Raw genomic sequence first — 21,986 nt, forward strand, 5'->3', positions numbered from 1 at the left:
ATAAACCTAAGTGGGGGCTGGCTACACCTGAACAAAACCATGCAGCCCACCCATCAACATATAAAGGATCTTCAGAGGGTACTATCACTGAAGTGCTGACCGGTGGAACGCGGACTTGTGATGCGCCTGATTGTGGTATCAATTGCACACCCATCACACAAACTGGTCTGTGTAATGTCGGAGAAACCAGCTGTGGCTTGGGCACTAACTGCGTCTCGTCAACAGAAACATGGACTTCCCAATGTTCTCTAGGGAGTGAAGTTGACTGTCTGGCTTCTGATCCGCGCTTCACAAGTTGTGTAGTATCAGGGGGCGAGTAGCTGTTCAACCAGCTGTATTAGCGGTGTTTACCACCCTGAAACCGGGGCGTGTATTTCAGATGCTTCAAACAGTTTTACGATTAAAACACACGCTCCGAACATGTGTCTTGAGGTTAATGGGAATTTTCTTACACAAGAGTTATGTGATGGCTCACCGGAACAGCTGTTTTACACTAGTCTTATTGGTACACAAACCAGAATACACGCTAGCAATGATACCTGCCTTGATATAATGGGTAACTTGAGTGATATGGGCCAAATAGCCTCACATGTGTGTACCAGTGGCAATGAACACAATCAGGGATTTATTCTGAATGGCGAAACGATTGTGTCAGGTGCAAGTGGCAAATGTCTTGATGTGCCCATGTATTCAACCGATGCGGGAGAGATTATTGTTCAGTACACTTGTGAAAATCGAGATAATCAAAAATTTACGACTAGCAACGAGGCGACATCGTGTACTGTTAATAATAACTATCTGTGTCAGTACCCTCAGGATGTGACGTATTGCGATCATCAAAAATACACCTGTGATGAAACGCGTGAAGAAGTTTCTTTGAATAGCTTCGACATTGTTTATAACTCACCTATTTCAGATCAGTGTGAAAACAATGCCATTGTGTTGCTATCTGACGGCCAACCATATGTGCCAGACCGTATTCAGTTTGATGAAACCATGGTGAGTGTAAAAGCCTTAACAGGTGCAACCACTGATTGTGTCGATTCAAGTGATGGGCGTTGTGGTGTTGAGCTTGCAAGTTTTCTTGCTGGGCAGGATCAAAGTGATGATGTTGAGGGTGACAATGTCATTAACACCTATACCATTGGTTTTGATGTGGGTGCTGGTTCTATGGCCGAGGTGTTCTTGAAAAGTGTGGCAGAGGCTGGTGAAGGTGAATACTTCCCCGCGTCAGATGCGGCGGCGCTCGCCGCGGTATTTAAGAACATCGTTGCAGATGTCTCAAAAACTGCTCGTAGTTACTCTGCACCGACCTATACGGTAGATCAGTCTTCTTTACTGTCGCACAGTCGCGATGTTTATATTCCGTTATTTGAAAATGCTGCGACGCCTCGCTGGTCGGGCAATCTCAAGAAGTTTAAGCTGAATGATACCGGACAGATAATCGATAAGACCGGTAAAGTAGCGGTTTCAGATTATGGTGTGTTGGATGCAGAAGCCGTTGATTTTTGGAGTGCCACACCCCCCACGGATGACCCTGACCCCATTACAACCGGAGGGGCCGCGAGTCAGTTAGTACCTGCCAGCAGAAAGTTGCTCACTGACAATGGTAGCGCACTGGTGACCCTTGATGCGACGTCAGTCACTAAGGCGGCTATGTCTGGTGGCGTTACCACGATTACGGATGCAGAGCATGCGGCGATGTTGCGTTTCATACAAGGCTATGAAGAGGACGGAACCGCCCGAAATCATATCGGTGATATTCTACATAATAAGCCAATGGTGGTTTCATACAGCGATAAAGAAGTAGTTTTCTTTGGAACGAATGAAGGCTATATCCATGCGATTAACACTGCAGACGCAGACACTACCGGTGGTGGAAAAGAGCTGTTTGCCTATATGCCATCAGCGCTGCTATCTAACATTCCCGGTCAGTATGAGAACTCACCACTAACGGGTGACATCAAGCGTATCTATGGTGTGGATGGTGAAGTCACAGTTTGGCTGAATGATAAGAACAATAATGGTCGGGTGGATGCCGGTGACGGTGAGTCCGCATACTTATTCTTTGGTCTACGCAGAGGCGGTAACGGCTACTATGCATTGAATGTGACTAATCCTTCTAACCCCTCACTAATGTGGAGCATCACAAACAATACGACAGGCTTCTCTCAGCTTGCACAGTCATGGTCAAAACCCGTAGCAGCAAGGCTTCGCTACAAAGAAGGCACCGCTGTAAAGTATGAGGAAGTGCTGGTGTTTGGTGGTGGTTATGATGCCTCGGTTTATGATGAGGAAGATGCCGCCTTAAGAGATTTGACCAATGTAAAAGGCAACGCGGTTTATATCGTGAATGCTAAAACAGGTAGTCTGATTTGGTCAAAGTCTGGCGGTGATTTGAATCACTCCATTGCCGGTAGCATTCGCGTGCTCGACTTGGATCGCAACGGCTCAATCGACCGCATGTATTTTGGTGATCTGGGCGGCAATGTTTGGCGTGCTGATTTGAATATGGATGATATCGACGATGATGCTAGTCTGAACGACGTTAAGAAGGATGCACGTGTTTATCGTTTGGCGAGCTTAGGGGTGAGTGCCGGAGCCAGTCATCGCATGTTTTTCTATGAGCCTGACGTGTCTTTATTTAAGCACAAAGGCGAGTTGGTGACCCTGATCGCGATTGGTAGTGGCTATCGCTCACACCCTAAAAATACCGATGTGCAGGACCTTTTCTACGTGTTGCGTGATGTGAATGCGACAAACGTACCGAAAACAGTCCCATCAACATTGACGGAGAGTGACTTGGTCTCCAATAGTGTGTTGGCAGGCGCGGACTTTATGCCAACCTATAAAGGCTGGTATACCGATCTTAGTCAAAACACCGGTGAAAAGTCGCTGTCATCGCCACTTATCTTCATGAATAAAGTGATGTTCACAACCTTTGGTTTATCATCCTCAGTTGAAAATACTGGTGGCGCGGATAGCTGTACCATTAAGAGTAATAACCTGAGCCGGGCGTATGTGATGGATCTGGTAAAGGGTGCAGCCACGGTTGATTTGGATGGTGATGGCGTGATTACTGATAATGACGAGTCTGTATTAGTAGGTATTGGCGACATTCCTGACTCACCAAAACTGGTCTTTGATGAGCCGTCAAACTGCGACAAGGATGGTTGTGATCAGTTTGTGGATGTACGCATTGGTAAGCTGCAAACACCTCTGATTGACCAGAATACTACGAATGGAAATACCAACTTACCCGTGGTGCATTTGCTAAATCATAATTTTCAGATGATTGATTTCTCGACCAGCCTGATGATTAATCCATTGAATCAATGTCAGTGCCGCTACTTTTGAAATAATTCTCGCTGAAAATCCTTCAAATGATTTGGCGTAATTACGCCGAATCATGAACTGATCGCATAGTTGTGAAAACAGTGTTTCAATCCGCTTTCTTACCTTGCTAAAGGCTTGAGGAAACGGTTTGTAGTCCTGCTGATTTTTACGCATCGGAGTGTTCAGCTTCAGCCCATGATTGTCAAACAGATCAAGCTGTAACGTTTGACTTAAATAGCCTTTATCGCCGATCAATACACAGGCATTAAGGTCGTCCCTAATATCATTAATATAGTGAATGTCATGACAGGAAGCCTTTGTTATGCCTACATTTCTTAAAACACCCTGTACGGTGCAAACTGCGTGAAGCTTATAACCAAAATAGTGCATTTTATGAGCCGCACAGTAGCCATAATCTGGCGCTGTTTCAACCTCTCTTTGACAGATACGACTTCGTGCAGCACGGCTAAAGCGACAAATTTCCAGAGGCATGCTATCTACCACATGATAGGTTTCGACAGGCACAATTGCGTGACTCATTGCTTGCCTGAAATCCTCTATTTTGGGGCTTAGAGCTCGCCGTCGTCGGTTATATACCGAGCGCTCTATGATCACCAGAAGCTCTGAGGGTAACTGCCGAAATAAATAACGCTCTGAATCGATTCCCTGACTCTCCGCAGCCAAGCATAATGCGATCAGTTGTTTATCGGTCATTTTGGGTGGGCGAACTTGCTGGCGATAGTTGTCTTTCCCGTCCAGAGTATGCAAAAGAGCCAGAATTTTGTTATAACTTTCAAGTAGGTTGCTCATATCAAAAGGATTTTGTGGTGAAAACCTAATGATACTCAATGAGTTAGCGTGAGCAATCTACTTTTCTACTAAATGCACCACGGGTCAACTTAGGTGATGTATTGCCAAAGGTGTATTGGTTGGACTCAGAGTAGGCCAAAGCGCAGTACTTATGTGTTGATTAAATATTGAGCATATTTAAGTGGGCTAGTTATGGCCTGCTTCAGGACGGTTATCAGAATCGTATTAACAGACTTATCCACAAGTTGTGTGAGTAACTTTTTAGAGTAGTATTGATTCTTGTATTTTCATCAGCTATAGCCGACGAGACATTGAAGTGGCTCAACAGCTCGCTAAGAACTTGCAAGAGCTAGGTTATACCGTGTGATGTGACCGACGCTGGGGTGGTCAGAAAACAGCACCTGTGGCCAGTTACACTGCGAATGCATGGGGCTTGCACTAATGTCTGGGAGTGGTCGCTACTTTACAGGCCATTCAACCTGGCTCCATCATTCCTCCACATTTTTCTGCTTTAATTAGCCTACCCCTCCAACCCAAACTAGGTTGGGTCAACAGAAAAACACACTAAGTTAACGGGATCGAATCGCTTTTGAAAAAAATGCAGTTAACCATTGCCAGCAAGTTGATGTTGGCATTCCTTGGACTAACCTTAGTCGTATTGATCGCGACATTAGGCTTGGCGCGTTGGAGTTTTGAACGAGGCTTTCTCGACTACGTGAATGCTTTGGAACAGACGCGTCTGGAAAAAGTAAGTGCTAATCTCGCCACGCTGTATCTTGCTAATAACAGCCAGTGGGATGGTATTTCGCGGGAAGCATTAAATCAAACGCTGGTTCCGTTGGTTAATCCACGGAAACGCCCGCCGCCGCCATTTGGTCGCCCCGACAAGGGTGACAGGCCACCACCGCCACGACCGGATTCGTTCAAGCCAATGGAATCAACCACCCCATCAGAATCGCTGGGTGGTTTTGCTGACATGCCTCCGCTAAAAGATAAGCCGCCAAAAGGTGGACGCCCGTCTTTAGTCGATAGCTTACCTGCGCATTTGACACCGCCGACAGCTTTGTTTAATAGACAAGGTGAACGCATGGCAGGGCGCGTATTTAAAAATGCAGATGCAGATGCAGATGCGGATATTATTGAGGTGCCTGTTATCGTTGATGGCGAAACAGTGGCAATAGTAAAAAGCGAACCAAGACGTAATTTTGACTCGCCAATTGAGACCGAGTTTTCGCGTCAACAATGGATCACCAGTCTGGTGATAGGTGCAGCATTTTTATTACTCGCTGCATTGGTGTCATGGTGGCTGACTCGGTTATTGCTAGTGCCGGTACGCCGTATTATCAGAGGGATCAGACACTTATCTGCTGGGGATTATTCGCAGGAACTCAGCGGTGGAAAAGATGAGTTTGGGCATCTGATGAAGGATATCAATCATCAGATGCCCTGAGTAAAAACTAAAGCTTACGGCGTCGTTGGCTAGCGGATATCTCTCATGAACTGCGTACTCCACTGGCGATATTAACGGGTGAAATAGAAGCTTTGAAAGATGGTATTCGTCCGTTTGATAAGGAGCAGTTGGCCTCGTTGGATCAGGAAGTAGGGCGTCTTCGACATCTAACGGATGATCTGTATCAGTTATCGATTTCAGACATTGGCGGCTTACGTTATGAATATGCCTCTCTGGATTTAGAGGCTTGTGTGCAAGAGGTAGTGACGGCTAATCTGACAGCTGCTGAAAAAAGCGATATCAATCTGTCATTCGAGCAGAGCCAACCGCTGATGATCGATGCAGATCAACAGCGTATTTGCCAACTTATCTCGAATTTACTGCGTAACTCCCTAGCCTATACAAACGACGGTGGCGTGATTACTGTCAAGCTCAAGCGGCAAGGGGATGAGGCTGTGTTAACCATCCATGACACGCCACCGGGTGTCACTCAGGAGGAATGCGATCAGTTATTTGAGCCATTGTTCCGCCAGGATAGTTCACGTAACCGACGCAGTGCAGGCGCTGTCTTAGGCTTAGCAATTTGCCGTAATATTGTTGAAGCGCATCGTGGAAATATCGCTCCATTACCTTATTGCCGGATCAGTACACCTGCATTATTGATGAGGAGCGCGTGGAATCAACACCTGTGGAATTCCGTTTGCTGCACACCATGGTGTCGAGTCCGGGCAGGGTGTTTTCACGTGATAGTCTGATGGAATCCAGCTATGTTGATGGTCGTATTGTCAGCGATCGCACGGTGGACAGCCATGTGAAAAACTTGCGTAAAAAGGTGAGTCAGGCCAGTGGAAATGAGTATTTAATTCACTCGATTTATGGCGTAGGCTATAAGGTTGAATAAGCCAAACGACCACTGAAAGGAATCGATGGACACACTGACTGGATTTGTAAACGACGTTAACAGCGCCTGGGCAACAGGCAATACGGTTATAAAAACACTATTAGCTATCGTACTCACGATGCTGATTTTCTATATTCTGCGATACGTTGTCGTTCGAAAACTCGAAAAACTCACCGCACTGACCGACAACGATTTTGATGATCGTTTCGTACACTTTTTGCGTCAATTTCTCTGGTTAGTCGCGCTATTTCTGGGCTTGGTATGGGTGCTGAAAGTCAATGGCATTCAGGTCGGACCGGTATTGGCCGGTGCAGGAATATTCGGTATCGCTATCGGTTTGGCGGCCAAAGAAACCTTGGCTGATATCTTGGCGGGGATTTTCTTGATTGCGGATCGTCCGATACGCATTGGCGACCGCATTATGATCGAGAAAATTGGTAAACACTGGGGTGGTTGGGGCGATGTGGTTGATATCGGCCTGCGACGTACCACCATTCGCAATACTGATGGCGTCATTGTGAATTACCCTAATGCAGTGCTGGCCTCTTCCACCATCAAAAACTTCTCGATGGACCCCAGACCGATGCGGGTGCGGATTCGTTTCCAAACGGACTACAGTGCGGACACGGCAAAGGTAAAAGCTGTGACGCTGGATACGATTGATCAGGTGGATGGCATTATTAAAGGCACGACAACGGTAGTGATTCGCTCCATCTGGGATGATGATCAGGGGCACATGTTATCCGGCGTTTTGTACGAAGCACGTTACCAGCTGGAGAATGTAAAAAGCCGCACCACAACCCGTTCAGAGGTTTTGGAGCGGCTGATTGGTGCATTCCAGCGCGAAAACATTCCCATGGCAGCGATGCCCATCAGACGGGTTTGATTCCTTGGGTGTTAATACCGATTGCTTTTAATTCGAGAGGCGGCCTCAAGGTATAAAAAAGCTTTGAAGCCGCACCAGATTAAATCGATCCGGCATCCACCATAAAATTATTTGCTGTACACATCGCTGAGTCATCCGAGGCTAAAAACAGCACCATACGCGCTACATAAACCGGCTCAATTAAGTCCGGCAGGCATTGTCTGTCTAAATGCTTTGCGATGGCGTCCGGTTGCGCCCAAAGCTCTTTCTGGCGCTGGGTCATTATCCAGCCGGGTACGACGGTATTAACCCGAATGTGATGATCACCTAAGTCCCGTGCCATGGTGCGCGTCAGTCCGTGAACCGATGACTTGGCTGTTGCATAGGCCGGAAATCCGCCAGCGGCTTCCCACCATGAGTTCGATCCAATATTGATAATCGACCCACCACCGGATTCAATCATGTCAGGGGCTGTTGCCTGAATAGCAAAGAACATGTGCCGCATATTGGTAGCTATGCGCTCGTCCCAGTATTCCGGTGTGACGTCTTTCCAGTCGTGGCGGTCATCGCGCGCGGCATTATTAACTAGTACCTGAAAAGGGCCGAGGCGCTCGCGAAGTTTGCTGATAGCCGCTTGCATGGCCGCGATATCACGCAGGTCACAGCGCTCATAATCTACCTTGCCATAGCTGTCATCTGTGCCACTCTTGCTGTTACAGTCTGTGGCTAACGTGGCACTGGCAGCTTCATCCATATCTAAAAAACCGACGTTGGCGCCCTGAGCGGCAAATGCCTCAACGGTTTCAGCGCCAATGCCTGATGCGCCACCGGTAATCAGTATCGTTTTACCGGCAAGGCTTTGGTAAGTTGCAAAAGTCATGTGAAGTCCTCCTTTGTTTACGATACTAGCAGATCAGAGACTTGATCACTCCTTAGGCCCGCTCTCGGTCAGCAAGTTTTCTCCCTCATTGCTGTCTAGCTGCTCTTCGATAACCAGATTCTCAACGGTGCGATCTGGCGTCACGTCCTGCACATCCTGAGTATCGACATCATCCGCCATGATCTTTGCACGGCTGATTGTCTCAGTGCGTCTGGTTTGTGTTTCAGATGGAGCAGTCTGTTCTACGGTGTTACGCTGAGGTAGGCTTGGCATCGTCGTACCACCAGTCTGCATCATGCGCAGTTTGTAAATCGGTTCTGGCATGACGATACCCGCTTCATCAAACGCCTGTTTCACCATGCGGATGGTTTCACTGCGGACTTTGGCATAACTGTATTGCTCCTGGTTTAGCCAGCCGTATATGCGTAACAGCACGTTAGAATCACCAAGCGCTTCGATCACTACTAACGGTTTTGGATCATCCAGCACACCTTCAGTTGCCTTGACGGTTTTCATGGCAAGCGCCTGAGCTTCCAGCAGATCCTGATCGGTGTCTATACCTACATCAAACTGAAAACGGCGTTCACTATGGCGGGTGAAATTGGTAATGACTGCCTTAAACACCATCGCATTAGGAATACGAATATGATTTCCATCGGGTGTAATCAGAATCGTAGCTCGCGAAGTCAGACGCAAGACATTGCCTTGGTGTCCATCAATGCTGACAAAGTCATTCACCTGAAATGGATTACGCAGGCTCAGCAAAATACTGGCGATATAATTTTCAACCGTATCCCGCACCGCAAAACCGACGGCCAAACCGATGATACCCGCAGCGCCCAGAATAGTGCCGATCAATGCGGTGGCATCTAGCAGAATCAACGCTAAAACCAGTCCGAGAATGATAAAGATCAGATGTGAGATCTGCCCTAGCAAATTGGCAATGAACTGGTTTGGGGTAATTTTCCGATAGAAACGACGTTTGGATAGCCAGCCACCTAGTATCCAAAACAGAACGATGACCAGTATTGCGATTAAGAATAATGGTAATCCTTCGGTAGTTTGCTTGGTTAGCGACCACAGTTTATCGCCCGTAGTAACCAGTCGTTTCTTGAGGCTACGACTCACTGTCAGCTCGTTTTCAACCTCGACCACGCCTTCAACCTGACCGGCAAACTGAAGTGCTTTGCTTTCATCGGCACTAGAGCTAACTTCGCCGGTTAAAGTGACGACGCCTTTATTGACCGCGATTGATACACCTTGCAGGTCATCCAACTCAGCGTAGATCTCACGTAAGCGTTGCGCGATTTTGTCATCTTCTTTTTTAGAGCTGTCGGTGGTAATGACTTTATCGGCGACAACCGCTTCTTCCTTAGCACCACCAGTGAGCAGATCAGTGAGGTCGTCGGCATGCGATAATGGCATCCAAAGCATCAATAACAGACAAAATATTCTTTTCATGCGTTAAGTCCTTTATTTGCGTGAAATGTGCCTTGTGTGGGAAGCCGCCTGAAAATCATTTTTCTCCAAGATGATATTCATGATCACCAGTAGCGGAACCGCTAAAAAGATCCCTGCCATGCCCCATAACCAACCCCAAATGAGGACGGATATAAAGATCAGCACCGGGTTAATCGTAAACATTCGACCAATAAACATCGGTTGAAGGAACTGTCCTTCCAGTAAGTTAAGACCCAGTAATAGAGCAGGGGGCAAGATCACTTGAGCCAGGCTATCGAAGGTTTGCAGCGATACCAGTGTAATGACTCCCAAATTAATCGCCGGACCCACATAAGGAATATAGTTCAAGAATGCGGCAGATGCTCCCCAAACTATCGGCGTTGGCATATCTAGTAGCCACATCACGAGTGTGACGGCAGCTCCTAGCACCAGATTAAGCGCGGTAATCAACAATAAATAGCGACTGAGTTTGTACTGCACATCTCTGGCTATTTTGAGAATTTGTGACTGATAACCTTTGTCTTCGAATAATAAACTGGTTCTCAAGATCAACGTGTGACCAAAGGCCAACATGAAGTAGAGCAAGACCACAAACGACAATACGCCGATCAAAAACGCCTGAGTACCGTCCACTAAGATATAGAAAATATTGGGGCCTTTAACGACCACATCAGGTTGTGTTGCTTGACCGTCATCACTGATTGAAGTCATCTCTTCAACTTTTTGTGTCGTCTCCTGCACGGATTCGATGGAGTCTTTAAACGGGGACAGTTTGCGTTCGATTTGCTGTATTTCATTGGGCAAACGCTCCACCCACTCGCCCACTGGTTCCGCCATATAAGAAGACAGCGTGCCAATCAGCAGAGATGACAGCACAATAACAATGGCGCTGCCGATCGATCTGGGTATGTGGTATTTGGCCAGCAAGCTAACTGGAGGCGTCAGTAAAAAGGCGATGAGTGTCGCCATAAAAATGGGAATAAATACTGATTGGGCAATATAAAGCACTGCGATAACGGCAATGATGAATAAGCCCCATATCGGTACGCTCAGGCTACGGGTCTGTTGGCTGTCCATGGGTTAGCACTTCCTAAGATGTATTGGTGGGGGCATACCGCTTTGTTTGTTGGAATGATAATAGCGGTTAAAGCCCTATCTGTTCCATAATTCCTTTAATCTGCTCAGCCTCTGGAATCTGTAAACTAACCGCTTCTTGGTAAGCTTGATTTAATAGCGTTTGAATTTCTTCAATATTTGCTTTTGAATCTATTTGCCAAAGTAGTATTGCAACCTTGGTTCTTCCCATCAACAGTGACTGTACATCCCCAAGCTTTTCATAAACGGGAAGCTCCTCGTTTTTGCGAATATTGAGCGCATCATCGAGTTGTCCGCGAGCTTGAAGAATGTCAGCGATCTGACCCATGGTGACGGCTTTAGATCGCACATCACCGAGCTTCTCATAGACGGGAAGCAGTTCAGTCTGGCGAATATTGAGCGCGTCATCGAGTTGTCCACGAACTTGAAAAATTTCAGCAACTTTGCCCTGAAATGCCGCTAACTCAGCAATTGCTCCTATCTCCCGCATGGGAGGAATACACTTGGTTTGCAATGTATGTAGGGCGGTATCTAGTTCACCTCTGGCGATTTGAATGTCGGCAATTTTTTTTTCGGTTACCGCGATAGCTCGCACATCGCCAAGTTTCTCATAGACGGGAAGTTGTTCCGTCTGGCGAATATTTAGCGCGTCATCGAGTTGTCCGCGAGCTTGAAGAATGTCAGCGATCCTTCCCATGCTGATGGCTTTTTCTCGCACATCACCGAGCTTCTCATAGACGGGAAGTGTCTCTTCAACTGTATTTAGCGCGTCATCGAGTTGTCCGCGAGCTTGAAGAATATCAGCGATCTTACCCATGGTGACAGCTTTATTCTTAATGTGGTTTGTTTTGTCAAGGATAGGTAAGATTTTTTCCCTTCGGGTACGTAGCGATTCTTCGTAATTACCTTGCTGTGCAAATATATCCGCAATTCTATCTAAAGTTTCAGCTTGTTCATCCAAGTCATCCAGAGCAATAAAGCAGGGTAATATTTTTTGATTTAATAAATTCAATGAGTCGTCGGTATTTCCTTGCCTAAAGTGTATATCTGAGATGTCTCTCAATACTCTTGCCCAAGCATGTTTTTCTTCTAAGTCTTTGAATAGTAATAGTGCTTTATTAAGTGACTCTAATGCTTTCCTAGGCTTACCAATTTTTTCATAAAGGTTGCCGAGTTCATGAAGCATGTCTGCGGTTGCTAAGCTAGTGTAAGGAGTTTGTTTTTTGAGATAAGATTCTAATGCCTCTATGCGTTCTTTCTTTTTTTCTGACTCAAGACCAGTCAAACTCTTGAAATCCGCTTCCCAGCGCGGTATGGCCTCAACGGGTAACCCAAACTCAAATACCTGTTCACGCCACGCCCAAAAATCAGCAGCTTCCAAGGTCATTTGCTTGACTAATGGCTCGGGTAACCACAGAGCCAAAATACAAAGACAACGTCGGGCAATCTGTTCCCGATGATAATTCAAACTTTTGAACGCCAGGCCTCGTTCTTTTTCAGGAAGGCTTTCTATGTTGATAATGTGAATGAGCTTGATTGAACTGTCAGTACTTAGTAAGGCTTGTTCCAATAGAGCAAAACTCTCGAAGCTTGCGGCATCAAGAGTCAGGTAAGAATCAACCTCGGTGTTCATAACAGTTATCAAGCCATCACGATAAAGCGGCTGATTATGTTGAAGCACTATAAGATTAAAGCCTTTCAACCTAGGCAGCATTTTCTTAAGGCGTAACAAAGAGCCTGAGTGAGAAGGGTTAAGTTGCCAGTTTGAGGTATTCATTATGGGTTTCGAGCAGTATCGAGCGCTTTTTGATAGCCGGGAAGTGTTTGAATAACCGGGTGACTTTTCCAGAAGTAATCGTTGTATTCCAGTAATACCAAGTTGTAGAGCATCTTAGTGCTATCTTCATTAGTGAAGGCTTCAGGAGTTTCTGGATTTAAGTCAATTTTAACTAAATGTTCATATTCATCCGCTTCGATAGTCCGGCGATAGTCATTCGCTATTTGCTTAATAGCACTATCAGCAGCATCCAATGTAATCACATCTTCTTCAGAGAAAGTGATGGATAAATTTAACAAACGTAATAAGTCACGTGCATGGCCACCGCTGTATTTGATTATGTGATCGACAGTAGCGTTTGTGTCAAATAGATAGCTCGGAACTCGGCGCTCAACCATTTCTCGAACGATGTTAATATTTTCGGGTATTGGGTTGTCGTCTCGGTCACGAATTTTTAACATCGGAACGCGGAAAATAGTGGCGAAGTTTGCGTTGAGTTGATTGTCTTCATGTAGCAAATGAATCGGTGCACAGTAAATAAAAATACCGCTAATTTGAGTTAATTGGTGCACGTCATCAATAAAAAACTCATGAGCATCTTCGCTATTCAGCCGGTCTGTGCCATCAACCGTAAACAAAATGCGTTTCCCTAAATTCTGGTTTTGGATCTGTTCTTCTGCGGCAATAATGAGACTGTTAAAAGCACTAGCAAACTCACTAAAGTTGTTCTTTAATACTTGGCGTAATTCGTTACGATAACTCGCACCAATATTAATTTTGTTGGTGAGTTCCGCGAAGATCTTAGCAACCCAAGGTAGTCCGACTTCCGCTTTTACGCCAGCTTTAATCTCCGCTGAAAAGTTCCTGATGTCAGCATGTGTTTCAACACGCTCAGCAAACCACTGTTCCAAGTGGTAAAGGTGTATGTCATCAATATGGATTCCATGAACTTCCTGAAGTGTTTCTAGCAAACGTGTAGCTAATGCTAAGAGTACATCGGAGTACTTCAGATTGTTTATATCCAAACGTTCGAGGCAGTCTAAGTGAATGACAAAATAACGACTCGGGTTGTGTAAATAATCAGAGACTCTTAACAGTTCTGTACTTTTTCCGCAGCCACGATGCCCCGTAAATAGGGTGTAATCTTTACGTGGAGGCTGGCGCAGTTCATCGTTATTATCGATATGTAGTTGGCGATACAAACGTTTCAGCTTGAACTCACCACGTGCAGGTGCAATATCAACGAAGAGATCACTATTAGAGCTTAGTGGCTCATTGTAAGAAAGATTGTGTTTAGCATCCCAGATATCGAGTCTATCGTTACTCATAGTTATGTTGTTCCATTTAGATAGGCTAAGTATACATGGTTTAGGCGTTTTTCATTTAAGAGTCCTTTGTGTATCTGCTTCACGAAGACCTTCTGAGCCTGCGAGGGGCGCAGTGAAGTAAATACACAAAGGGCGACCACACATATATAATGCCGCGATGAAAACACTACTCTGCATTCCCCCCATGACTCAGCTAAATACGCCATACCCTGCAACGGCGTATTTAACCGGCTTCCTACGCGAACAAGGTCAAGACGTTGTTCAGCGCGACCTAGCCATAGAGTTACTCTTAACCTTGCTAACCCCGGAAGGTTTAGAGCAAATCCTGGATGTAGTGGAAGAGCATTATGCAGACTTTGAAGACGACGAACTTCCCGATGTCATCTATCAATTCTTAGCGGAATTTGAGCAATATCAGCAGTGTGTGTTACCCGCGATTCGTTTTCTACAAGGCAAAGACCCGAGTCTTGCTTTGCGCATCGTTTCACGCAGGTTTTTACCCGAAGGTCCAAGCTTTGAAGGGATCGACGGATTAGACGAAGCCACGGGTGATATTCTGAAATGGGCATTCGGTGATTTAGGCACGCAAGACAAAGCCAAGCACCTCGCGACCTTATTTATCGATGACCTTGTACAAGTCATTCACCAAGGTGTAGATGTTAATTTCGAGATCTCCCGTTACGGTGAAAGCCTCGCTGCATCCAATCCATCCTTCGACAATCTTTATGAGATTTTGCATGGTGAGCTTGGTTTAGTTGAGGCGACATTGCAGCATTTGCTTCGCCAGCATTTAGAAGATGAGCAGCCAGATGTGTTGGGTATTACCGTGCCATTCCCCGGTAATATGCTGGGTGCATTGCAAATTGCCAAGGCTTGTCGTGAGCACTCACCAAATACCCGTATTGTCTTGGGTGGCGGTTATATTAATACTGAGTTGCGTAGTCTGACTGACCCACGCATTTTTGAGTTTGCTGACTACCTTATGTTGGATGACGGTGAGCAGCCGTTGCTAAAACTGTTTGAACATCTGCAAGGCAAGGCCGATCGGAGTGACTTGCACCGTACGTATTATCTGCAAGATGGCGCAGTGCAATATCAAACACAAACGCAATTACCCGATATCCCTCATCGTGAAATCGGCACGCCTGTTTATGATGGTTTGCCGCTGGATTCCTATTTATCGCTGTGTGAAATGCTCAATCCAATGCATCGCATCTGGAGTGATGGGCGTTGGAATAAGCTGACCATGGCGCATGGTTGCTATTGGACGCAGTGCAGCTTCTGCGATATCGGTTTGGATTATATCGGTCGCTATGATGAGGCGGGCGCGGATATTATTGTGGATCGCATTGAGAAGCTGATTGAAGAAACCGGGCAAACTGGTTTTCATTTTGTGGATGAAGCGGCTCCTCCTAAAGTCATGTTCGCGATGGCGCGTAAGTTGATTGAAAAGGGTATCGTGATTACGTGGTGGGGCAATATTCGATTTGAAAAGACTTTCACACCGGAACGCTGCCAATTACTCGCTGACTCGGGTTGTGTGGCGGTGTCCGGTGGCTTGGAAGTGGCGTCTGATCGTTTGCTAAAGCTCATGAAAAAAGGTGTTACTGTCGAACAAGTGGCGCGCGTGACCAAAGCATTTTCCGATGCCGGTATCTTGGTGCATGCCTATCTGATGTATGGTTTTCCCTCGCAAACCGAGGAGGAGACGGTTGAGTCACTGGAATATGTGCGGCAGCTGATGATGCATCGCTGTATTCACTCCGCGTACTGGCATCGTTTTTCGGCGACGATTCATAGTCCGGTTGGGCAGCGACCGGATGACTATGGTGTAACACTTCACCCACCAATGTTCGAAGGGTTTGCCAGCAATGATATTGAGTTTAGTGATCCGGTGACAGCAGATCATGAGCTGTTAGGGCGTGGACTGAAAAAGGCGTTATACAACTATATGCACGGCCTTGGCTTCGAACAGCCAGTGGCAATTTGGTTTGAAAAGCGGATTAAAGAGCCTAAGGTTGCCAGTGACTTTATACAAAACGCCTTGTGTGATCAGGAAAAAAGCAGAGCTATTATTCCAATTAGTGTGTCTCAGTAGTACTTAAGATATTGGTAAAACGTTGAATTCAGAGACTTTTGTTACAACAGGCTGATGTAGTGTGGCTGACTGAGTGAAAGAAACTCTAAAAAATTCATATCCTTAAAGAAAGGTTCAGGCTTTGGGTATGTTTTTATTCAAATAAAAATGGCTAAACCACCGGATTAGTGGTCTCCCTGTGTTATTATTGAACGCGGCATTAAAAAAAGCTGATTACGCTTGAGGCAAGTTTGGCGTAGTCATGGAGGAGTGCCACTTGACTAAAAGTAATTAAAATTCGGAGAGATCATGATAAAGAAACTCCTGGCATCAACATTGGTTCTAGCAGGTTTGGGTTTTGCAGGTTCATCAAGCGCACATGAGTGTGGGGATGTCACAATCGCTGCTATGAACTGGCAGTCTGCAGAAGTACTGGGTGAAATTGATAAGTTAATCCTCGAAAAAGGATACGACTGTGATGTAGAAATGGTTGCGGGTGATACCATGCCTACTTTCACGTCTATGAATGAGAAAGGAAAGCCGGATGTCGCGCCTGAGCTTTGGACTAACTCATTAGATGCACCATTAAGAGAAGCGATTGCTGAAGGTCGTTTGTTCCGCACGGTTGATTCGCTGGCTGACGGTGGTGAAGAAGGTATCTGGATTCCTAAGTATTTAGCGGATGCTAACCCTGACATCGTTACTGTTGAAGACGCACTGAAAAAGCCTGAGCTTTTCCCGCATCCTGAGAAGGATGACAAAGGTGCAATCGTTGGTTGTCCTGCAGGCTGGAACTGCCAGTTGATTATGCAGAATCTGTTTAAAGCGTATGACATGGAAAGCAAAGGTTTCGATCTTGTTGATCCGGGTTCATCAGCAGGTCTTGATGGCGCAATCGCTAAAGCTTACGAGCGTAAACAAGGTTTCATGGGTTATTACTGGGCACCAACGTCGTTACTGGGTAAGTACGAAATGGTTAAGCTGAAAGGTAATGCACCACACGACCAAGAGCATTGGGAGAAGTGTACGGGTGTTGCAGACTGTGAAAATCCAAAGATTAACGACTGGAGACCATCACGCGTTTCTACTGTTGTGACTAAAGACTTCATGGATAACTCAGCAGTTGCATTGAGCTATTTCAACCGTCGTTCTATCGGTAACAATGACATGGGTAAACTATTGTCTTGGATGACTGAGAATCAGGCTACGGGTGAAGAAGCAGCTGAAGAGTTCGTTAAGACTCGTGAAGATCTATGGTCTAAGTGGGTGTCTGAAGAGACTGCAGAAAAAATTAAGAAGTAAAGTGATCTGATCACGGAAGGCGGCATTCATTGTCGCCTTTTCTTTTTATGGCACACTCATTTGTAGTTGCCAAAATAGCCATTTCTTTGAAGAAGCTAATAATAATTAATAAGCAGATTCTTCTTTTACCTTGATATGAGGAATATACATTGAGTTGGTATAACGAATTTCCGCACATGCCCATCGATGACCTACGGGCACTGAAAAAGGGAATAGACGCGGGTTTTAAAGGGTTTACCCGAGAGTACGGTGAGACGATCGAATTGATCTTCGAACCCGTCAAACAATTTATGATTCTGGCTGAAGATTTCATGCTGGACACACCTTGGCCTATTATCCTGTTACTAATTTCTGGTCTGGTTTGGCTGGGTAGTCGCAACTGGAAAATCGTTCTCGGAACTGTCATTACCTTGCTACTGATCGGCTTCTTCGATATGTGGGAGGACACGATGAAAACCGTCGCCATGACCTTTGTGGCCACGCTGTTGGCGATCGTCATTGGTATACCGATAGGAATTCTGATGTCCCGCTCCACGCTAGTTGAGCGATTAGTGACGCCGATACTCGATGTCATGCAAACCATGCCGGCATTCGTATACCTGATTCCTGTGGTTATGCTGCTGGGTATTGGTAAAGTGCCGGGTCTTATCTCTGTAATTATCTATGCTATCCCGCCGATTATTCGTTTGACGAATCTTGGTATCCGCTTGGTGGATAAAGATGTATTGGAAGCAGGTGATGCCTTCGGTGCGTCATACTGGCAGCGTTTACGTCAGATTCAAATGCCATTGGCACTACCGACTATTATGGCCGGTATTAACCAGACCATTATGATGGCGTTGTCGATGGTTGTGGTTGCTTCCATGATCGGTGTACAGGGACTGGGTCAGCCAGTACTTAAAGCGATTGCTAACCAGTATTTCACACTGGGAATCTTTAACGGATTGGCGATCGTTGGTATTGCGATTATTTTTGACCGTGCCTCACAGGCTTACGGTAAACGTCTGCAGAAGCATTCTGAGGTAGTTCATGGCTAGTCAAAGTATTGAAATAAAAAATCTGTACAAGATCTTCGGTCCCCATGGCGAGCGTTATGTCGACATGGTTGCTAATGGTATGACTAAAACCGAGTTAAATGAAAAGCACAGCCATGTACTTGGTTTACAGGATATTAATATCCACATGCCAGCGGGACAGATTCAGGTGGTAATGGGCTTGTCAGGGTCAGGAAAATCAACACTGATTCGTCATATCAATCGCTTGATCGACCCTACAGCGGGTGAAGTGCTGTATGACGGTGTGGATGTCTGCAAGATGAAGAAAGGCGCTTTGCGTCAGTTCCGTCGTCATAAGACTGCGATGGTTTTCCAAAAGTTTGCCTTGTTACCGCATCGTACAGTAATGGAAAACACGGTGTTTGGTCTTGAGATTCAGGGCGTGCCTGCGGGTGAGTGCGAGCGTCGTGCAACTCGTTGGTTGGACCGTGTCGGGCTCACTGGTTTTGAGGATAATTATCCGAATCAGCTGTCTGGTGGTATGCAGCAACGGGTGGGTTTGGCTCGTGCTTTGACAAACGATGCTGATATCCTGTTAATGGATGAGGCATTCTCAGCACTTGATCCATTGATTCGTATGGATATGCAAACGGTACTGCTGGATATACAAAAAGAGCTGCAAAAGACGATTGTGTTTATTACGCATGACTTGGATGAAGCGCTTCGTTTGGGTGATCGTATCGCGATCTTACGTGATGGTGCGGTGGTTCAGCAGGGCACAGGACAGGAGATTGTTCTGAACCCGGCTGATGAGTATATTTCCAGCTTTGTTAAGGAAGTAAACCGTGGTCGCGTGGTGAAGGTGAAAACCATTATGACGCCGGTCGCCAGTGATGCGGGGTCTGAGCTGATTTCGGTTAACGAGAATGTCTTGTTAGAAAAAGCCGCTAAGACTATGACGGACAGTAACCAGCAAAATGCACTAGTGGTGGATGCCAGCGGTAATACTGTTGGGCAACTGGATATTCATGATGTGATTGCAGCCATGGTGACACCGGTTGAGCATGAAGGGGCAGAGGAAGAGGCATCAGCTGAAGCTGCTTAGCCTTAGATTCTTTCCTTGCTAAACCTAATACGCCTCTGATTTTTCAGGGGCGTTTTTGTTGGTGGGTCTAGTTAATTGAGGTACATTGATTACAAAGCAGAGAATAGTGATACCCTGGAGGGTTTATGAAAGTTAGCGTCGATACTGAAATAAACAGTCCTAAAGATAAGGTGTGGGACGTGATTACGGACTTTGAAAACTCACCCAATGTTATCTCAGGCATTATTGGTTTGCAGGTGTTGGAGAAGCCAGCGTCAGGGCTGGTTGGCTTTAAGTGGAAAGAAACCCGCAAGATGTTTGGTAAAGAAGCGGAGGAAACGATGTGGATTACGGACTGTGAAGAGGGCCAATACTATGCCACACGGGCAGAAAACCACGGTGCGATTTATCGCTCAATGCTGTTTGTTGAAGCAATGGATGCGCACAACACTAAGTTGACGATGTCATTTGAAGGTGATTCTGATTCGATGTTTGTGAAGATTATCTCAGCAGTCATGGGTTTGTTTATGAAGAAGTCGATGACGAAAATGTTGCAGGATGATCTGGACGACATTAAGTTGTATGTTGAAGCTGGCAGTTGAGCAGTTGAGCAGTTGAGCAGTTGAGCAGTTGAGCAGTTGAGCAGTTGAGTAGTTAGTCTCTGCTATTTGAGGGCAACTTACTCACAGCGAGCCACTTGAGTACATCAATAAACTAGCCGAATGGTTCGGCAAAGGACTGTTATGAATATCGAAGCATGGTTGGGGTTTGTGATTGCATCCTCCGTATTACTAATTATTCCCGGCCCGACGATTCTGACGGTGATTAGCTATTCCATTTCTCATGGTTATAAAGCCAAAATTCCTCTGATTATTGCGGTAGCTTTGGGAGATTCCACAGCTTTAGCACTGTCGCTGATTGGCTTGGGTGCGCTGCTTGCTGAGTCTGCTTTTTGGTTTCAGGTAGTGAAATGGGTTGGTGGATTGTATTTGTTGTACTTAGGTATTCAGCTATTTCGGGCAGGCTTTGAACCCTCTGACCCGCAGTCGGAATCCTCAACTGCATCGGGTATGAAGTTGTTTTTAAATACATATTTGGTTACAGCGCTTAACCCTAAGGGGATTGTTTTCTTTATTGCGTTTCTGCCGCAATTTATCAATCATGGCGCGGATATCACGCTACAGTTATGGGTATTGGCGGTGACTTTTGTGGCCTTAGCTACATTGAATGCAAGCTTGTACGCCATGTTTGCTGCAAAAGCACAGGCATTATTGTCATCACCCAAAGCGCAAAAGAAGTTCTATTTTTCTGGTGGAACCATGTTATCAATCGCGGGGATTTGGGCGTTGTCAGCTAAGAATGCTTAGTTGTGATCAGGTCAGTTGGTGATGTAGCTTGGTCGGCAATATCGAAGGTTTGAAATACAGCTTGTGTAAATAAGTCGATAAGCGGATTATCTCGTGCGCCTTTGCGATACAACACACAATTATCCATCGTGTAATCAAAGCCCGCGACATCCAGACGTTTTAGCTCGCCGCTGTTGTGCCATTGCTCTGCGTAATAGTCCGGTAAAAAACCAAGATAGCAGCCTGATAAAATCATAATAATACGCCCTGACATGTGGTTAGCGACAGCGCGTTTGGGGAATTGATTGTAAAGATGATGAATCACTTCACTGACGGTATGACTGGCGCCAACTAATTCACAGCTGCGTAAGTCATCTGCATCGATATTTTGTTTTGAGTATAAGGGGTGCTTTTCAGAGCAATATAAGCTGGTGTGATGACGATACAGAAAGTGTGACTCCAGTCCGGCATGGGGGCGGTTAATGACGTTAATTGCCACATCAGCGCGATTGTTAAGTAGATCAAAATCAATTTCATTGGCCGCATGTGCCATTACTTCCAGTTCCACCTGCGGTGCTTTTTGACGAAAGCTGGCAATCACAGGAGCGAGATCAAAACGTTTAAACTGTAACCAGTCATCTGGCAAGGCGATACGCAATGTGCCTGTGAGTTCAGAACGAATTGAGGTAACACGGTTGCGAAAACTATTGATGTCATCGAAAAGCAGCAACAGAGCAGCATAAACTTCGCTCCCTTGCTCGGTCAGAGCGAATGCCGTTCTCCCCCGGCCACGTGTGCACAATGTCATTCCCAGACGTGTTTCTAAGTCTGACATATGAGTGCTTATGGTGGAGCGTCCGATATTGAGCTCAAGTTCGGCACCGGCGTAACCACCACACTCTGCGACGGCTTTAAAAACGCGAAGCAATCTGAAATCAATATCACTGAGGTATGTTTTCCCGCTCATAATATCATTTGGGTTATTGGGTTATTGGGTTATTGGGTTATTGGGTTATTGGGTTATTGGGTTATTGGGTTATTGGGTTATTGGGTTATTGGGTTATTGGGTTATTGGGTTATTGGGTTATTGGGTTATTGGGTTATTTGATGTGGTGTTTATGGTCTCTGTACACGACAATTTAGAAATCCACGATTGAAAAACCATAGCCATTCGTTGATTTAGTAGGTTCCAACCAGTCAGGTGGGCACAGAAACAACAATAACAAGCGACTAGCCTCCAGTGTATCCATCACACCTGCCATCAACTGATCAGTCCGGT

At 45.9% G+C, this 21,986-nt stretch carries 18 protein-coding genes and 1 pseudogene; 12 read left to right on the forward strand and 7 right to left on the reverse strand.

Annotated elements, in window-relative coordinates; all coding sequences use genetic code 11:
- Positions 1-399 precede the first annotated feature (399 nt).
- Positions 400-3,357 (forward strand): PilC/PilY family type IV pilus protein, encoded by a 2,958-nt coding sequence (locus DKW60_RS05245; protein WP_281271816.1) that lies wholly within the window; start codon positions 400-402, stop codon positions 3,355-3,357.
- Here the strand turns inward: DKW60_RS05245 and DKW60_RS05250 are convergent.
- The gene (locus tag DKW60_RS05250; RefSeq protein ID WP_109836621.1) at positions 3,274-4,146 is read right to left on the reverse strand and encodes an IS982 family transposase; all 873 of its coding nucleotides are present in this window, start codon (positions 4,144-4,146) and stop codon (positions 3,274-3,276) included. The two genes, DKW60_RS05245 and DKW60_RS05250, sit on opposite strands and share 84 nt — an antisense overlap.
- A 598-nt stretch (positions 4,147-4,744) precedes the next feature.
- Here DKW60_RS05250 and DKW60_RS05255 point away from each other — a divergent pair.
- The 5 genes and pseudogenes from DKW60_RS05255 (at position 4,745) to DKW60_RS05270 (ending at position 7,383) form a co-directional block, all read left to right on the forward strand.
- On the forward strand, positions 4,745-5,596 hold the full coding sequence (locus tag DKW60_RS05255; protein WP_109836622.1) for a HAMP domain-containing protein: 852 nt from the start codon (positions 4,745-4,747) through the stop codon (positions 5,594-5,596).
- Between the two features lie 29 nt (positions 5,597-5,625).
- Positions 5,626-5,781: pseudogene (locus DKW60_RS24455) on the forward strand (histidine kinase dimerization/phospho-acceptor domain-containing protein); the annotation flags it as partial.
- An 18-nt stretch (positions 5,782-5,799) separates the two neighbouring features.
- On the forward strand, positions 5,800-6,351 hold the full coding sequence (locus DKW60_RS24460) for a sensor histidine kinase (RefSeq protein ID WP_342767108.1): 552 nt from the start codon (positions 5,800-5,802) through the stop codon (positions 6,349-6,351).
- Positions 6,309-6,497 carry a winged helix-turn-helix domain-containing protein gene (locus DKW60_RS05265; protein ID WP_219988645.1) on the forward strand — a complete coding sequence of 63 codons (189 nt, stop codon included), beginning with the start codon at positions 6,309-6,311 and terminating at the stop codon, positions 6,495-6,497. The genes DKW60_RS24460 and DKW60_RS05265 overlap by 43 nt, the downstream gene beginning before the upstream one ends.
- A 25-nt stretch (positions 6,498-6,522) precedes the next feature.
- Positions 6,523-7,383 (forward strand): mechanosensitive ion channel family protein, encoded by an 861-nt coding sequence (locus tag DKW60_RS05270; RefSeq protein WP_109836625.1) that lies wholly within the window; start codon positions 6,523-6,525, stop codon positions 7,381-7,383.
- A gap of 79 nt (positions 7,384-7,462) precedes the next feature.
- Here DKW60_RS05270 and DKW60_RS05275 read toward each other — a convergent pair whose 3' ends face one another.
- From DKW60_RS05275 to DKW60_RS05295, 5 genes are all read right to left on the reverse strand, one after another.
- Complete coding sequence (locus tag DKW60_RS05275) at positions 7,463-8,242, reverse strand: SDR family NAD(P)-dependent oxidoreductase (RefSeq protein WP_109836626.1); 780 nt, start codon at positions 8,240-8,242, stop codon at positions 7,463-7,465.
- Positions 8,243-8,287: 45 nt separating this feature from the next.
- Positions 8,288-9,703, reverse strand: coding sequence for a mechanosensitive ion channel family protein (locus DKW60_RS05280; protein ID WP_109836627.1), 1,416 nt, complete (start codon positions 9,701-9,703; stop codon positions 8,288-8,290).
- A gap of 12 nt (positions 9,704-9,715) precedes the next feature.
- Complete coding sequence (locus DKW60_RS05285) at positions 9,716-10,780, reverse strand: AI-2E family transporter (RefSeq protein ID WP_109836628.1); 1,065 nt, start codon at positions 10,778-10,780, stop codon at positions 9,716-9,718.
- A 67-nt stretch (positions 10,781-10,847) separates the two neighbouring features.
- The gene (locus DKW60_RS05290; protein ID WP_109836629.1) at positions 10,848-12,575 is read right to left on the reverse strand and encodes a tetratricopeptide repeat protein; all 1,728 of its coding nucleotides are present in this window, start codon (positions 12,573-12,575) and stop codon (positions 10,848-10,850) included.
- Positions 12,575-13,903, reverse strand: a complete 1,329-nt coding sequence (locus tag DKW60_RS05295) for a hypothetical protein (RefSeq protein ID WP_109836630.1) — start codon at positions 13,901-13,903, stop codon at positions 12,575-12,577. Before DKW60_RS05295 ends, DKW60_RS05290 begins: the two co-directional genes overlap by 1 nt.
- A gap of 184 nt (positions 13,904-14,087) precedes the next feature.
- Here DKW60_RS05295 and DKW60_RS05300 point away from each other — a divergent pair, with 184 nt between their 5' ends.
- The 6 genes from DKW60_RS05300 to DKW60_RS05325 all read left to right on the forward strand — a co-directional run bounded on the left by DKW60_RS05300 (position 14,088) and on the right by DKW60_RS05325 (position 20,728).
- Positions 14,088-16,001 (forward strand): B12-binding domain-containing radical SAM protein, encoded by a 1,914-nt coding sequence (locus DKW60_RS05300; protein WP_219988643.1) that lies wholly within the window; start codon positions 14,088-14,090, stop codon positions 15,999-16,001.
- Between the two features lie 288 nt (positions 16,002-16,289).
- Positions 16,290-17,282, forward strand: a complete 993-nt coding sequence (locus DKW60_RS05305; RefSeq protein ID WP_219988644.1) for an ABC transporter substrate-binding protein — start codon at positions 16,290-16,292, stop codon at positions 17,280-17,282.
- A 149-nt stretch (positions 17,283-17,431) separates the two neighbouring features.
- Positions 17,432-18,319: an ABC transporter permease gene (locus tag DKW60_RS05310; RefSeq protein ID WP_109836632.1), complete on the forward strand. Its 888-nt coding sequence runs from the start codon at positions 17,432-17,434 to the stop codon at positions 18,317-18,319.
- Complete coding sequence (locus DKW60_RS05315) at positions 18,312-19,382, forward strand: quaternary amine ABC transporter ATP-binding protein (protein ID WP_109836633.1); 1,071 nt, start codon at positions 18,312-18,314, stop codon at positions 19,380-19,382. The genes DKW60_RS05310 and DKW60_RS05315 overlap by 8 nt, the downstream gene beginning before the upstream one ends.
- 125 nt (positions 19,383-19,507) lie before the next feature.
- The gene (locus tag DKW60_RS05320) at positions 19,508-19,963 is read left to right on the forward strand and encodes an SRPBCC family protein (protein ID WP_109836634.1); all 456 of its coding nucleotides are present in this window, start codon (positions 19,508-19,510) and stop codon (positions 19,961-19,963) included.
- 141 nt (positions 19,964-20,104) lie between these two features.
- Entirely contained in the window at positions 20,105-20,728 is a 624-nt protein-coding gene (locus DKW60_RS05325; protein WP_109836635.1) for a LysE family translocator, read from the forward strand.
- On the opposite strand, the gene DKW60_RS05330 is transcribed toward DKW60_RS05325, so the two are convergent.
- Positions 20,715-21,674: a LysR family transcriptional regulator gene (locus DKW60_RS05330; RefSeq protein WP_109836636.1), complete on the reverse strand. Its 960-nt coding sequence runs from the start codon at positions 21,672-21,674 to the stop codon at positions 20,715-20,717. The two genes, DKW60_RS05325 and DKW60_RS05330, sit on opposite strands and share 14 nt — an antisense overlap.
- Positions 21,675-21,986 lie beyond the last annotated feature (312 nt).

The organism is Leucothrix pacifica (assembly GCF_003172875.1).
In the GTDB taxonomy this organism is placed as follows: Bacteria; Pseudomonadota; Gammaproteobacteria; order Thiotrichales; family Thiotrichaceae; genus Leucothrix; species Leucothrix pacifica.

Coding starts and splice junctions, on each gene's coding strand:
- DKW60_RS05250 (WP_109836621.1), bottom strand. CDS start 4,146: ATGAGCAACCTACTTGAAAGTTATAACAAAATTCTGGCTCTTTTGCAT.
- DKW60_RS05255 (WP_109836622.1), top strand. CDS start 4,745: ATGCAGTTAACCATTGCCAGCAAGTTGATGTTGGCATTCCTTGGACTA.
- DKW60_RS05265 (WP_219988645.1), top strand. CDS start 6,309: ATGGTGTCGAGTCCGGGCAGGGTGTTTTCACGTGATAGTCTGATGGAA.
- DKW60_RS05270 (WP_109836625.1), top strand. CDS start 6,523: ATGGACACACTGACTGGATTTGTAAACGACGTTAACAGCGCCTGGGCA.
- DKW60_RS05275 (WP_109836626.1), bottom strand. CDS start 8,242: ATGACTTTTGCAACTTACCAAAGCCTTGCCGGTAAAACGATACTGATT.
- DKW60_RS05280 (WP_109836627.1), bottom strand. CDS start 9,703: ATGAAAAGAATATTTTGTCTGTTATTGATGCTTTGGATGCCATTATCG.
- DKW60_RS05285 (WP_109836628.1), bottom strand. CDS start 10,780: ATGGACAGCCAACAGACCCGTAGCCTGAGCGTACCGATATGGGGCTTA.
- DKW60_RS05290 (WP_109836629.1), bottom strand. CDS start 12,575: ATGAATACCTCAAACTGGCAACTTAACCCTTCTCACTCAGGCTCTTTG.
- DKW60_RS05295 (WP_109836630.1), bottom strand. CDS start 13,903: ATGAGTAACGATAGACTCGATATCTGGGATGCTAAACACAATCTTTCT.
- DKW60_RS05300 (WP_219988643.1), top strand. CDS start 14,088: ATGACTCAGCTAAATACGCCATACCCTGCAACGGCGTATTTAACCGGC.
- DKW60_RS05305 (WP_219988644.1), top strand. CDS start 16,290: ATGATAAAGAAACTCCTGGCATCAACATTGGTTCTAGCAGGTTTGGGT.
- DKW60_RS05315 (WP_109836633.1), top strand. CDS start 18,312: ATGGCTAGTCAAAGTATTGAAATAAAAAATCTGTACAAGATCTTCGGT.
- DKW60_RS05320 (WP_109836634.1), top strand. CDS start 19,508: ATGAAAGTTAGCGTCGATACTGAAATAAACAGTCCTAAAGATAAGGTG.
- DKW60_RS05325 (WP_109836635.1), top strand. CDS start 20,105: ATGAATATCGAAGCATGGTTGGGGTTTGTGATTGCATCCTCCGTATTA.
- DKW60_RS05330 (WP_109836636.1), bottom strand. CDS start 21,674: ATGAGCGGGAAAACATACCTCAGTGATATTGATTTCAGATTGCTTCGC.